General features: G+C 63.3%; 10 protein-coding genes. 5 read left to right on the top strand and 5 right to left on the bottom strand.

Features of this window, described 5'->3' with window-relative positions; genetic code table 11:
• Window positions 1-14 precede the first annotated feature (14 nt).
• A complete protein-coding gene (locus ACWTU7_RS22125; protein ID WP_455840242.1) occupies window positions 15-818 on the bottom strand; it encodes a proton-conducting membrane transporter in 804 nt (267 codons plus the stop codon).
• A gap of 377 nt (window positions 819-1,195) precedes the next feature.
• Window positions 1,196-3,034 (bottom strand): M3 family oligoendopeptidase, encoded by a 1,839-nt coding sequence (locus ACWTU7_RS22120; protein WP_455840240.1) that lies wholly within the window; start codon window positions 3,032-3,034, stop codon window positions 1,196-1,198.
• A gap of 193 nt (window positions 3,035-3,227) precedes the next feature.
• Here ACWTU7_RS22120 and ACWTU7_RS22115 point away from each other — a divergent pair, with 193 nt between their 5' ends.
• The gene (locus ACWTU7_RS22115; protein ID WP_455840239.1) at window positions 3,228-4,763 is read left to right on the top strand and encodes a sigma-54-dependent transcriptional regulator; all 1,536 of its coding nucleotides are present in this window, start codon (window positions 3,228-3,230) and stop codon (window positions 4,761-4,763) included.
• Between the two features lie 379 nt (window positions 4,764-5,142).
• Window positions 5,143-7,047, top strand: coding sequence for a DUF882 domain-containing protein (locus ACWTU7_RS22110; RefSeq protein ID WP_455840238.1), 1,905 nt, complete (start codon window positions 5,143-5,145; stop codon window positions 7,045-7,047).
• A gap of 107 nt (window positions 7,048-7,154) precedes the next feature.
• Here the strand turns inward: ACWTU7_RS22110 and ACWTU7_RS22105 are convergent, their stop codons facing one another.
• Window positions 7,155-7,793 (bottom strand): 2-dehydro-3-deoxy-phosphogluconate aldolase, encoded by a 639-nt coding sequence (locus tag ACWTU7_RS22105; protein WP_455840237.1) that lies wholly within the window; start codon window positions 7,791-7,793, stop codon window positions 7,155-7,157.
• Window positions 7,794-7,984: 191 nt separating this feature from the next.
• Between ACWTU7_RS22105 and trhO the strand changes: the two genes are divergently transcribed.
• From trhO to ACWTU7_RS22090, 3 genes are all read left to right on the top strand, one after another.
• Window positions 7,985-8,908 carry an oxygen-dependent tRNA uridine(34) hydroxylase TrhO gene (trhO, locus tag ACWTU7_RS22100; RefSeq protein WP_455840236.1) on the top strand — a complete coding sequence of 308 codons (924 nt, stop codon included), beginning with the start codon at window positions 7,985-7,987 and terminating at the stop codon, window positions 8,906-8,908.
• Between the two features lie 214 nt (window positions 8,909-9,122).
• Window positions 9,123-9,935, top strand: a complete 813-nt coding sequence (locus tag ACWTU7_RS22095; protein ID WP_455840235.1) for a tellurite resistance TerB family protein — start codon at window positions 9,123-9,125, stop codon at window positions 9,933-9,935.
• A gap of 280 nt (window positions 9,936-10,215) precedes the next feature.
• Complete coding sequence (locus ACWTU7_RS22090) at window positions 10,216-10,971, top strand: SDR family oxidoreductase (protein WP_455840234.1); 756 nt, start codon at window positions 10,216-10,218, stop codon at window positions 10,969-10,971.
• 23 nt (window positions 10,972-10,994) lie between these two features.
• Here the strand turns inward: ACWTU7_RS22090 and ACWTU7_RS22085 are convergent, their stop codons facing one another.
• Both ACWTU7_RS22085 and ACWTU7_RS22080 read right to left on the bottom strand, forming a co-directional pair.
• Window positions 10,995-11,375, bottom strand: coding sequence for a YciI family protein (locus ACWTU7_RS22085; RefSeq protein ID WP_029349689.1), 381 nt, complete (start codon window positions 11,373-11,375; stop codon window positions 10,995-10,997).
• A 125-nt stretch (window positions 11,376-11,500) separates the two neighbouring features.
• Complete coding sequence (locus ACWTU7_RS22080; protein WP_455840233.1) at window positions 11,501-12,685, bottom strand: pyridoxal phosphate-dependent aminotransferase; 1,185 nt, start codon at window positions 12,683-12,685, stop codon at window positions 11,501-11,503.
• Window positions 12,686-12,752 lie beyond the last annotated feature (67 nt).

The raw sequence follows: 12,752 nt of genomic DNA, 5'->3' as shown, positions 1-12,752 counted from the left end.
ATACCGCAGGCAATTCAGGTGTTGCTCGCGGTTCCCCCGGTCGGGAAGCGACGCGCGAATTCCTCCTCATCGCCGGCGGCAAGCAGTTTCGCCTGCTCGATCCAGCGCTCACGCTCGATGCGGCCGTCGAAGTTCAACGTCTCCTCGATTCGCTTGACGTCGGCGGCCGTCCAGGCGGCGATTTGCGCATAGGTTGTGACTCCGAGCCCGTTGAGCAGTCGCTCGTTAGCCGGGCCGATGCCGATCAGGCGGCGCAGATTGCTGGCTTTGCCAGCCGCCGCCTTTGTTGTCGCGGCTTTCTTTGCCGCTGGCGCAGCGCTCTTCGGTGCAGCACCAGTTTTCGATGCGGGAAGTTTTGGCGCACTTGCCTGCGACGCGCTCGCTTTCGACGCACTGGCCTTCGGCGCGGCTGCGGCCTTCGCGGCCGCCGGTTTCTTGGACGTGGTCGTGGCTGGCGCGGTCTTTGCTGGCCCGTACTTGGACGCGGTCTTTGCCGGCGTCGACTTGGCCGGCGCGGTCTTGGCCGGCGCGGATGTCGCCATCAATGCCGACGGTGCCGGGATTGCTGCCTTTGTCGCACCGGTCTTGGTGCCTTGTGCCTCGCCCAACTGACGCTCCAGGTCGGCGCGGGCGCCGCGGCAGACTTCCAGCTCACCGGTCAGGCGGTCGGCGTCGGCGCGCAGTCTGTCGCGCTCGCTGCGCGTGCGGTCCATGTCACCGCGCAGGCTGTCGAGCTCGCCACGCAGGCGTCCCCAGATGAACCAGCCAACCAACACACCTACCAGGAACGCCAGGAGCATGTAGAAAAAAGTGCCCATTGTCTTTCTCTCCAGTCCGATCCATCTGCCGTGGCCTGGAGTGGTGACCTTGGCACAAGGACCATTCAATGGTGGCTCCGCTGTTCGCGGAACAGCCGGCTTAGATCGAGCTGTCGGCGAACGGCTTTTCCTGCCATGGCCAACGGCCGCTGTCGCATTTGCCGAGCGCCGTGACCGGACCGAAGATTTTTTCCTGGCCTGAGCCCCGCGCCCGACTGAGCTTGAGGCGGGACGCTATCATACAGCTTCCGGAAAGCTAACGGAAAAATTCCACGGAGAGTTATTTAAGAACAGATATTTAGGGGCAAGAATAGAATGGTCTCAATATGCATTGCGGCTAAATTGTTCTGTCAGCCCCGGATGTTCAGCGCTGTGCGTCAATTGTCCAAAGCTTCGAGCTCGTCGATCAGCCCGCCGATCACGCCAAGTCCGATCTGCCAAAAGGCAGGGTCTGTGGCGTCAAGGCCGAAGGGTGCCAGGAGCTCGGAATGATGCTTGGTGCCGCCGGCGCGCAGCATGGTAAAATATTTCTCCTGAAAGCCACGCTCCGCATTCTGATAGACCGCATAGAGCGAATTCACCAGGCAGTCGCCGAAAGCATAGGCGTAGACGTAGAAGGGCGAATGGATGAAGTGTGGAATATAGGTCCAGAAGACCTCGTAACCGTCGCGCAGCTTGATCGCCGGCCCGAGGCTTTCCGCCTGCACTTCCAGCCAGAACTGGCCGAGCCTGTCGGATGTCAGTTCGCCGTTCTTGCGCTCGGCATGCACCTTGCGTTCGAATTCGTAGAAAGCGATCTGGCGCACGACCGTGTTGATCATGTCCTCGACCTTCTGGGCGAGCATGGCCTTGCGCTCGCGTTTGTCCGTGGTCTGGTCCAGCAGCGAACGGAAGGTCAGCATCTCGCCGAAGACGGATGCGGTCTCGGCCAGCGTCAGCGGCGTCGAGGCCATCAGCGCGCCCTGGCCTGCAGCCAGCACCTGATGCACGCCGTGACCAAGCTCATGCGCCAGCGTCATCACGTCGCGCGGCTTGCCCATGTAGTTGAGCAGAACATAGGGATGCGCCGACGGCACGGTCGGATGCGCGAAGGCGCCCGGCGATTTGCCAGGCCTTACCGGCGCGTCGATCCAGTTGCGGTCGAAGAAAACCCGGGCGATCTCCGCCATGTCAGGTGAAAAGCGCTGATAGGCGGAAAGCACCGTGTTCTTGGCCTCGTCCCAGCCGATGATCGCTTGCGGGGTCTCCGGCAACGGCGCGTTGCGGTCCCAGTGATTCATCACTTCCATGCCGAGCCAGCGCGCCTTCATCTGGTAGTAGCGGTGCGACAGACGCGGATAGGCGTCGCGAACGGCTGAGGCCAGCGCATCCACCACGCTGCGCTCGACGCGGTTGGCGAGATGGCGAGAATCGGCGATGTCCTCGAAGCCGCGCCAGCGGTCGGAAATCTCCTTGTCCTTGGCCAGCGTGTTGGTGACCAGCGTGAACGTGCGCAGATTCTTGCGGAAGGTTGCGGCCAGCGCTTCAGAGGCCCGGCGGCGCACCTCGCCATCGGCGTGCTGGAGGCGGTTCAGCGCCGGCTCCAGGGTAAGCTCCTCGCCATCGATGTCGAAGCGCAGATCGGTCATCGTTTCGTCGAACAAGCGGTTCCAGGCGCCGCGTCCGGTAATCGACTTCTCATGGAAAAGCTGCTCGACGCGATCTTCCAGCTGGTAGGGTTTGTCCATGCGCAGATCGAGCACCCACGGCCGGTAGTGAGCGAATGCGGGATCGGCAGCAAGCGCGGTTTCGATCGCGGCGTCGTCGATGAGATTCAGTTCGAGCGCGAAAAACAGAAGATGCGCGCTGGCGTCGGTCATCTTCTCCTGAATGTCGCCATAGAGCTTGGCGCGCTGCGGATCCGCGGTGTTGCCGGCATAGATCAGTCCGGCATAGGAGACGATCCGGCCGATCAGTTCCTCCAGCGCCTCATATTCGGCAAGTGCCTCGCCCAGCCTGCCGCCGTCGGCACGCTCCGCCTCGGCTGCGAGCGTGCCTTTCCAGCGGCTCTCGAAGCTGATGGCATCGGCCGCCGCCCTGGCGATGTCCCGCTTCAGCTCGGGGGCGTCCATCCCCGAATAGAGATCTGCGAGATCCCATTCCGGCAGGTCGCCAAGCTCCGCCGCGCCCTGACCGGACGCTGCCGCCGCAAGCTGCCGACCAAAAACCATGCGCATTGCCGATACTTTCCAGATTGCAGGACCCAAGCGGCCAGTCTCAAAGATTCAAATGGGTATGAGAAAGCCGGTCAAATCCTAAGGAATTCGTTCACCGGGTTTTTTGAAACCTTATTTAGAACCCTGTGCCAAGATGATCCATAGGGCGGATTCCCTTGGGTGGGCATATTGGGCGAGCATCGTTGAACCAGTCATGACAGGTTCCATACTCATAGTCGATGATGATCCCGTGCAGCGCAGGCTGCTCGAGGCGGCCGTGACGAAATTCGGCCACAGCGCGATCATCACGGATGGCGGCGAGGCCGGTCTCGACGCGCTCGACGGGCCCAACGCGCGCGACGTGTCGGTGGTCATCCTCGACCTCGTCATGCCGGGCCTCGACGGCATCGGCGTGCTGAAGGCGATGCGTGAGCGCGGCATCCAAGTTCCGGTCATCGTACAAACCGCCCAGGGTGGCATCGAGACCGTCGTTTCGGCCATGCGTCATGGTGCTTTCGATTTCGTCGTCAAACCGGCATCTCCCGACAGGCTGCAGGCATCGATCGGCAATGCGCTCAAGGTCGAGGCGGTCGAGGGCGAAGTGAAGCGCACGTCGCGGCGGCGCGGCGGCCATCTGACCTTCAAGGACATGATCACGCACAGCCCGGCGATGGACCGGGTGATCCGTCTCGGCCAGAAGGCGGCCGCGTCCAACATCCCGATCCTTATCGAGGGCGAATCCGGTGTCGGCAAGGAACTGGTGGCGCGCGCCATCCAGGGCAGCGGCGATCGCCGCTCAAAACCCTTCGTTACCGTCAATTGCGGCGCCATCCCCGACAATCTGGTCGAATCGATCCTGTTCGGCCACGAGAAGGGCTCGTTCACCGGCGCCACCGAAAAACACACCGGGAAGTTCGTCGAAGCGCATTCGGGCACGCTATTTCTCGACGAGATCGGCGACCTGCCGCTCGACGTGCAGGTCAAGCTGTTGCGCGCCGTGCAGGACGGTGAGGTCGATCCGGTCGGCGGGCGTTCGACCATCAGGGTCGACATCAGGCTGATCTCGGCGACACACCGCAATCTTCTGCAGCAGGTCAAAGACGGCAAATTCCGCGAGGATCTGTTCTATCGCCTGAACGTCTATCCGATCTTCGTGCCGCCGCTGCGCGATCGTCGCGACGACATCCCGTATCTGGTCGAGCACTTCCTGGAGAAGGTTGCGCCCACCGATCCACGTCACCGCCTGCACGGCATTTCGGCTGCGGCGCTCGCCATGCTGCAGGCCTACGACTGGCCGGGAAACATCCGGCAGCTGGAAAACGCCGTCTTCCGGGCCTCGGTGCTTTGCGAAGGCGATGTGCTGACCGAAGAGGAGTTTCCGCAGATCCGGGCGCAGGTCGAGGGCACCGTCAACCTCGATGCGGATGGCGCGTTGCACGCGTCGCCTTTGGTCATCGAGCCGCCTGGCGAGGACGTGCCGGCCGATAACGGCATCGCTGCAACCGAGCTCGATCCGCCGGCCAGGCCGCAGCCCCGATTCGGCACGCTGCGGGCACTCGACGAACGCGGCAATGTGCGCGCGCTGGCCGACGTCGAACTCGAAATGATCAAGCTCGCCATCGACCATTACAACGGCCAGATGAGCGAAGTTGCCCGCCGCCTCGGCATCGGCCGCTCCACGCTCTACAGGAAGCTCAAGGAGTACGGCATCGATCCGGAAACAGGCCGTATCGACCGGCTTGCTTCCTGACTAAGGAAGTCCGGACCAGCTTGTCAGCCTGGCACCAGGACAATCGACAGTCATCGACCGGGCGTGACGCGCGTCGGGGTGACGCGCTTGCCGGCAGTGTTCACGCATTGAGGCAGCCAGTAACAGATCGTGTTCAGGCAAAGGCCGAAACATGATCTAAACCAGCAGTTTACCAAGAAACCCCGCGCAATATTTTTGACGGGATATTGCCACGGTGTTACCGCATTTCGGCTTCAATAAGCGATGATTAACCATTAGGATCGATATTCGGATGCGAACACCACCGCATCCGTTGGTCAAATCCGGGGACAAACGGCAGCCTGCAAGGCCTTTTGATTTGAACAAAGTCGAACGACACACAAACGGGCGGCATTATCACATGAGCGTCTGGCCGAGATGGCTGGCAGCAGTGATTCTCGCCTTTGGCTTCCTTACAGCGGCTGCGACCGGCGCCAGCGCCCAGACACGTTCGCTGAAACTCTATAACCTCCACACCAAAGAGAAGGCGGAGATCGTCTTCAAGCGCGGCGGCCGCTACGACCAGGCGGGTCTGAAAAAGATCAACGTCATCCTGCGCGACTGGCGCCGCAACGAGCCGACCAAGATGGATCCGCGCCTGCTGGACCTGGTCTGGGAGGCTTACCGGCAGAGCGGTGCCACCGACTATATCCAGGTCGTTTGCGGTTATCGTTCGTCGTCCACCAACTCGATGCTGCGCAGCCGCAGCAGGGGCGTCGCCAAGAAAAGCCAGCATATGCTCGGCAAGGCCATGGACTTCTACATTCCCGGCGTGCCGCTGAAGAAACTGCGCGACATCGGTCTGCGGATGCAGGGCGGCGGCGTCGGCTATTATCCGAGGTCCGGCTCGCCCTTTGTCCACATGGATGTCGGCAATGTGCGCCACTGGCCGGGCATCAGCCGCCAGGAACTGGCGCGTGTGTTCCCCAATGGCAAGACGCTGCATGTGCCCAGCGACGGCAAGCCGCTGCCCGGCTATTCACAGGCGCTCGCCTCCTACAAGGCGCGCAAGGGCGCCGGCGCTCCCGCCATCGAACTGGCCAGCGCAGGTGGCGGTTTCAAAAAGTCCGGTGGTCTGCTGGCGGCTTTCTTCGGCGGCGGTGAAGACGAGGCCGATGACAGCGCCGATGTGGCAGCCGCGCCAGCGCCGAAGTCAAAGAGCGTGAAGCTGGCGACCGCGAAGCCGGCGCCGGCCGCCAAGAACAGCAAGCTTCCGGGCATTGCCATCGTGTCGCCTCAGGATGCGAAGCGCGCCGAGATTCCGCAAATCGCCGATGCGCCTGCTCCGGAACCGGAGGAGGACACGCCGGAAACGATCATCGCGGCGCTGCCGGCGCGCAGTGTGCCGCTGCCTGATTTCGCCCCGCGTCCGAAGACCGATGTCGGCGCTCAGCCGCCCGAAAACGTTCCGTTCGGCGTGGCGGATGCCACTGCCACCACTGAACAGGCGGTGGCGACCGCGCAAGCGCCGGCAGGCGCTCCCTTCGGCATGGCCGAGCCGTCCGCTGTCGCCGATGCGGCGCAGGTTGCGGCCAACAACATTCCGTTGCCGACCTGGCGTCCCGATCACTCGCTGCCGTCCGACCTTGCAGCGGCCGACCTTGCGCCGCAGGACAAGGATGTGCTTCTGGCGCTGGCGGATACGGCCGGGCACGGCAAGACCGCTACCGATGCGTTCCCGGTGCTGCCGTCGGCTCGGCCCGATCTGGCGCAGCCTGACTTGGCCCAGCCTGATTTGGCCCAGCCCGACTTGGAGCGGCCCGATTTGGCCCAGACGGACCAGGTTCAATCCGATGCGGTCAAGGCCGTCCTCGAGCGGGTCAGCGCAACCGACGAATACCAGGTCGCTTCGCTCTCCCAGCCGAGCTCGATTCTCAGCGATCCGGCGAACGGCAATGCCGCATCGCCGCGCGAGGCTGTCTTTACCCGTCCGGCCGGCTCGGATCCGGCCGCGGCGATCGGTGCGGGTGTGAAGACCACCCGCAAGGCAGCCAGGGCAACCGCCCGTGACCTGAAGCCTGGTCCCAAATCCGTGGTGGTCGCCGCCGAGCCGAAGGCCGCGCGCTGGGCATTGAACAGCGGCGAGAATGTCGCCACCGTCTCCAGCGCGACGACGGCGCCGCGCTATGCCTACAATATCGTGCACACGCCGCCGACCGAGGTCTACACCGCGGGCTTCCAGCCGAACGATCAGCTGGCCGACGCCAACCGGTTCACCGGCAATGCCGTCAAGTTCATGTCGGTAGCCCGCTTCCAGACCAAGTAGCGGATCGACCAAGCAAAACAAAGCCGCGCCGGACAACCCGCGCGGCTTTTTGCTGTTCGCAAACAAACGCCGCGATGCAGCCAGTCGGCTTGGGGATAAGAGTTTCTCTACCGCCCGAGCTTGCTCGCCGCGCGCGCCAACGCCTCGATTTCGTCCCACCTGCCGGCCGTGACCAAATCGTCCGGCGCCACCCAGGAGCCGCCGACGCAGATGACGTTGGGCAAGCTCAGATAGTCGGCGGCGTTCTTGCCGGTGATGCCGCCGGTCGGGCAGAATTGCACATCGGCCAGCGGCGAGGCGAATGCCTTGAGCGACGCGATGCCGCCCGACTGTTCCGCCGGGAAGAATTTCAGGAAACGCAAGCCTGCCTCGCGGGCGGCCATGATCTCACCCGGCGTGATGGCACCGGGCAGCAAGGGAACGTCGCTGTCCTTCGCCGCCGCCAGAAGCTCGCGGGTGATGCCGGGGCTGACGATGAACTTGGAGCCGACTGCTGCCGCCTCGCCGAACTGGCGGGCGTCCAAAATGGTGCCGGCGCCGACGATGGCGTCCTCGACTTCGCTTGCCACAAGCCGGATCGCCTCCAGCGCGTCAGCTGTCCGCAGCGTGATCTCGATCGCCGGCAGGCCGCCGCGCGCCAGGGCACGCGCCAGCGGCACGGCATCGGCGACGTTGGCGATCTTCAGCACCGGGATTACCGGTTGGCCGTTGAGGAGCGACAGGAGCTTTTCGGTCTTGCTGGGCATTGTCGTCTCTCCGGTATTGATCCGTTCAACCGGTTAGCAGAAGGCCGTTTTTCTGTCCACGAAACGAAGCGTGTCGCGATGTCACGCACTGCCGGCAATGCCGTCAGCACCGGCCGTCAAAGCCACCAGGGAGAGGCTGATCCACGCGTCAGCCTTGAATCGGCTTTCATGAGCGTTTAGTGGCTTCGGCGATGACACTGCCCAATCAACCTTTCCGCGTTGCCGCGCTCTACAGGTTTGCCCGGCTCGACGGCTTCGAGGCGTTGCGCGCACCACTCGCCGCCTTTTGCTGCGGACGCAGTATCAAGGGCACGCTGCTTCTGGCGCATGAGGGCATCAACGGCACGGTCGCCGGCGGCGAAGCTGACATCGCCGCGCTCATCGATCATCTCCAATCCATCGAAGGTCTCGCCGGTCTCGAGGTCAAGTACAGCAGCGCCGCGCAGACGCCGTTCCACCGCATGAAGGTGCGGCTGAAGCGCGAGATCGTCACCATGGGCGTTAGGGATATCGATCCGGCGGCAAGCGCCGGCACCTATGTGGCACCGGCCGATTGGAACGCACTGATCTCGGATGCCGGCACGATCGTCATCGACACGCGCAATGCCTACGAGGTATCGATCGGCACCTTCAAGGGCGCGGTCGATCCCGCCACGACGAGCTTTCGCGAATTCCCGGCCTGGGTCGAGCAGCACCGGGCCGAGCTCGTCGGCCGGACGGTGGCCATGTTCTGCACCGGCGGCATACGCTGCGAGAAGGCAACGGCCTATGTGAAGTCGCTCGGCTTCGAAGATGTGTTCCATCTCAAGGGCGGTATCCTGAAATATCTCGAAGAGGTGCCCGCCGAACAGAGCCTCTGGCAGGGCGAGTGCTTCGTCTTCGACGAGCGCGTCTCGGTGTCGCACGGGCTGGTCGAGGGTGAGGCGGAACTGTGTCGCGCCTGCCGGCATCCGCTGATCGGGCAGGACCTGTTATCGCCGAAATACGCCGCCGGCATCTCATGCCCGCATTGCTTCGATGCCCGTTCCGACGAGGATCGCGCGCGCTACGCCGAGCGTCAGCGCCAGGTCGAGCTTGCAGAAGCGCAAGGCAGGGCTCCGCACATCGGACGTTAGAGCGACGTGCGTCCGCTGGACGCACAAATTACGCTGCAACACATTGCATTTCGGGCCGATGCGTTAGGAGACGGCAGATCCTGACATCATCTCGTTTCCGCCATCATTGGCAAAGCGCTCATCGGTCATTGTAATGTCAATATGGGGGGCCTACCTCTTCAACGTCCGAAAACCCGCCCGTCCACGTTCGGCCGGGCCAATTCTGGAGGCATTGATGTTCGATCCCAAGAAGCTCCTCGACGATCTGCTCGGCTCGCAAATTCCCGGAACGGGGTCGACCGTCCGCGACAAAGGGGGTCAGGCGGTGCAGATGGCCAAGGACAATCCGCTGGCGGCCGGCGCACTGGCCGCGGTGCTGCTCGGAACCGGCGCTGGCCGTCAGGTCACCGGCACTGCGGTGAAGCTGGGCGGCCTAGCCATGATCGGCGGTCTCGCCTACAAGGCCTACCAGAACTACAAGAACGGCAAGGCGCCTGCGGAAATGGCCGCAGCCGGCTCGCCGGAATTGTTGCCGCCGCCCGCCGACACCAGCTTCCATCCCTCGCAAGCGCCGCAAGGCGAGGACGAATTCACGCTGACGCTGGTGCGGGCGATGATTTCGGCGGCGAAGGCCGACGGCCATATCGACGACGACGAACGGCAAAAGATCGCCGGCAAGCTCAGCCTCTCGGGCATCGGCTCCGACGCGGAGAAGTTCCTGATGTCGGAGCTGGAAACGCCGCTCGACCTGGATACGCTGGTCGCCGGCGCCCAAACCGACGCGCAGAAGCTCGAACTCTACACCGCCTCGCGCCTCACCATCGATCCGGATACGCGTTCCGAACGCGGCTATCTCGATCTGCTCGCCGGCCGCCTCGGGCTGCCGGACGCACTGGTCGACCATGTCGAGGCGACGGTGTCAGCGGCAAAGGTACCGGCGGCAAAGGTGCCGGAGTCAGGGGTGCCGGAGTCAGGGGCGCCGGAGTCAGGGGCGCCAGAGTCAGGGGCGCCAGAGTCGGACAAGGCAACCGCCAGCTCGCGCTGGTAGGCTTCAGGGCCGCGGGGGGCGGCAATCCGGGCGCCGCTCTCGCGTTAATGTCTCGTTTACCCAGGAAGCGCATAACTTTAGGTAGTCGGATCGGCTTTCCTCCTCCCAAGTCCGGTTCAGATCAGGGCGGCCGCCAATGGCCGCCCTTTTGTTGAAGCCGGCTGGCGCATAACCCGAAATCGGAATCGATTTTTGGAAGCGATCATGCGCAAAATCAAATTGCTCGAAATCAAGCTGCTATAGCGTCCTTGCGGACACGCGGCGCTGTAGGAGGACAGTTATGACAAACTACAAAACGGCCATCGTCACCGGCGCCGGCACGGGCATCGGCAAAGCCGTCGCTACGGCGCTCCTCAGGTCCGGCTGGAACACGGTGTTCTGCGGACGCCGCAAGCCGGTGCTGAACAAGGCGATCGCCGACGCCGGATCGACACAAGCCAAGGCGCTGGCGGTCGCCTGCGACATCAGCAAGGCCGATCAGGTCGACGAGATGTTCGAGACCGTGGCGGCGGCTTTCGGGCGTGTCGACCTGCTCTTCAACAATGCCGGCACAAGCTACAAGTCGACATTGATCGACGAGATCCCCGTCGAGGTGTGGAACGAAGTCGTCGGGGTCAATCTCACCGGCTCGTTCCTGTGCGCCCGCGCCGCCTTCGGCGCCATGCGCAGGCAGCAGCCGATGGGCGGCCGCATCATCAACAACGGCTCGGTATCGGCTTACGCACCGCGGCCGGGCTCAGTGCCCTATACCGCGACCAAGCACGCCATTACCGGGCTGACCAAGACGCTGGCGCTGGACGGCCGGCCTTATGACATCGCCTGCGGCCAGATCGATATCGGCAACGCCTTGACCGACATGGCGCAGGCGATGACGGTCGGGGTGCCGCAAGCCAATGGCTCCATCGCCGCCGAAGCGGTGATGGATGTACAGCAGGTCGCCAATGCCGTCGTCCATATGGCCAGCCTGCCGCTCGACGCCAATGTGCTGTTCATGACCGTGATGGCGACGAAGATGCCGTATGTCGGGCGAGGGTAGTCGCTCGAAGACTCGACGGCGGTCTAAGACTGAGTAGCCGAAAGCGGCACGCCGGGAAGATACAGCGAAATGGGGCGGATTTCGTAGACGGCGGTTGGATTGACGCGGCGTAGGTCGCGCGCAATCGCGATCGCGGCATCACGCGTGGCGCAATCGACGACGTAAAGTCCCAACAATTGCTCCTTGGTCTCGGCGAAAGGCCCGTCAATGACCATTCCGGCGCCCGGCCCGCGCAAGGTACACGCGTCTTGTGTCGCCCCGAGCCGCGCTGCCGGGCCAAGGGAGCCTTCGCGGTATAGCCGTTCGTTGATCTGGAGCAGGTCGGTCATCAGCGCCGCATCCTCCTCCGGCGTCAGCGCCGCGACCACTTCTTCCACGTGATAGGCGAGGATGGCATAAAACATCTGACGTCACCTTTCTTCGGTCGTGAATTCTTTCGCCGGACGCGCAATGAGCGCTGTAGCACTTTGATTTGCGCATGATCCCCAGCGAAAATCGATTTCGATTTTCGCGGTCATAGGTTTTGTCTTCACTTGCCCAGAAACGCCTCGATCCGCTCCAGCGCGCGCAGGATGTTCTCTTCGGAATTGGCGTAGGACAGCCTGATATAGCCTTCGCCGAGAATGCCGAAATCAGGTCCGCCAATCAGCGCCACGCCGGCATCCTCAAGCAAGGCAGACGCCAGCTTCTTGGCCTTCCAGCCAGTTTTTGAGACATTGGGGAAGGCATAGAACGCGCCCTTCGGTGTGATGCAGGAAACGCCTGATAAGGCGTTCAGCCCTTCGACCACGACCTTCCTGCGGCGGTCGAAGGCGCGCATCATCTTGTCGACGTCGTCCTGCGGACCGTCGATGGCGGCGATGCCGGCATATTGGCTCGGGGCATTGACGCAGGACCAGCAATTGACTGCCAGCTTGCGCACCTTGTGGTAGAGGTGGGCGCCCTTGTCGCCGTTCGGCCAGATCGACCAGCCCATGCGCCAGCCGGTCATCGCCCAGGTCTTCGACCAGCCGTTGAGCACGATCAGCCGGTCGCGGATTTCAGGGAAATTCAGCAGGGAGCAATGCGTCTCGCCGTCATAGGTCATCACCTCGTAGATCTCGTCCGAAAGGATGGCGATGTCCGGGTGTGCTTCCAGTCCTTTGACCAGCTTCTCGATCTCGGCGCGGGGGGTAACCCCGCCGGTCGGGTTGGCCGGCGAGTTTAGGATCAGCAGCCTGGTCTTCGGCGTGATCAGCGCCAGCGTCTCCTGCGCCGAGAAGGCAAAGCCATTCTCCTCGCGCATCGGCACCGGCACCGGAGCAGCACCGGTGAACTCGATCATCGAGCGATAAATGGGAAAGCCGGGATCGGGATAGAGAATCTCGGCGCCCGGTTCGCCGAACATCAGGATCGCGGCGAACATGGTCGGCTTGCCGCCGGGCAGGATCATCACCGCCTCGGGCGAAACCTCGACCCCGGTGGTGGTCAGCGTGCGCCGCACCACCGCTTCGCGTGTCGCCAGCAGGCCGTTGGCCGGCGTATAGCCGTGGTGGCCGTCACGCAGCGCCTTGATCGCCGCCTCGACGATGTGCTGCGGCGTCTTGAAGTCGGGCTGACCGATGCCAAGATTGACGATATCGCGGCCCTGATGGGCGAGCGCGGTGGCACGAGCCAGCACCGCGAAGGCGTTTTCCTCGCCGAGACGATCGAAGGCCGAAATCGTGTGGAGCATTTTTCCCGTCCGTGTGGTTCTTTCACCGAGCGAGCGTTTTTGTGAGCGTCCGCTCACAAAAGTCAAA

Source organism: Mesorhizobium sp. BHscii, assembly GCF_053848065.1.
Note: the sequence above shows the minus strand (reverse complement) of the source record. Positions and strands in the feature narration are given on the sequence as shown.

What these genes read in the sequence shown, in the direction of transcription:
- ACWTU7_RS22125 (WP_455840242.1), bottom strand. Translation starts at nt 818, where the DNA reads ATGGGCACTTTTTTCTACATGCTCCTGGCGTTCCTGGTAGGTGTGTTG.
- ACWTU7_RS22120 (WP_455840240.1), bottom strand. Translation starts at nt 3,034, where the DNA reads ATGCGCATGGTTTTTGGTCGGCAGCTTGCGGCGGCAGCGTCCGGTCAG.
- ACWTU7_RS22115 (WP_455840239.1), top strand. Translation starts at nt 3,228, where the DNA reads ATGACAGGTTCCATACTCATAGTCGATGATGATCCCGTGCAGCGCAGG.
- ACWTU7_RS22110 (WP_455840238.1), top strand. Translation starts at nt 5,143, where the DNA reads ATGAGCGTCTGGCCGAGATGGCTGGCAGCAGTGATTCTCGCCTTTGGC.
- ACWTU7_RS22105 (WP_455840237.1), bottom strand. Translation starts at nt 7,793, where the DNA reads ATGCCCAGCAAGACCGAAAAGCTCCTGTCGCTCCTCAACGGCCAACCG.
- trhO (WP_455840236.1), top strand. Translation starts at nt 7,985, where the DNA reads ATGACACTGCCCAATCAACCTTTCCGCGTTGCCGCGCTCTACAGGTTT.
- ACWTU7_RS22095 (WP_455840235.1), top strand. Translation starts at nt 9,123, where the DNA reads ATGTTCGATCCCAAGAAGCTCCTCGACGATCTGCTCGGCTCGCAAATT.
- ACWTU7_RS22090 (WP_455840234.1), top strand. Translation starts at nt 10,216, where the DNA reads ATGACAAACTACAAAACGGCCATCGTCACCGGCGCCGGCACGGGCATC.
- ACWTU7_RS22085 (WP_029349689.1), bottom strand. Translation starts at nt 11,375, where the DNA reads ATGTTTTATGCCATCCTCGCCTATCACGTGGAAGAAGTGGTCGCGGCG.
- ACWTU7_RS22080 (WP_455840233.1), bottom strand. Translation starts at nt 12,685, where the DNA reads ATGCTCCACACGATTTCGGCCTTCGATCGTCTCGGCGAGGAAAACGCC.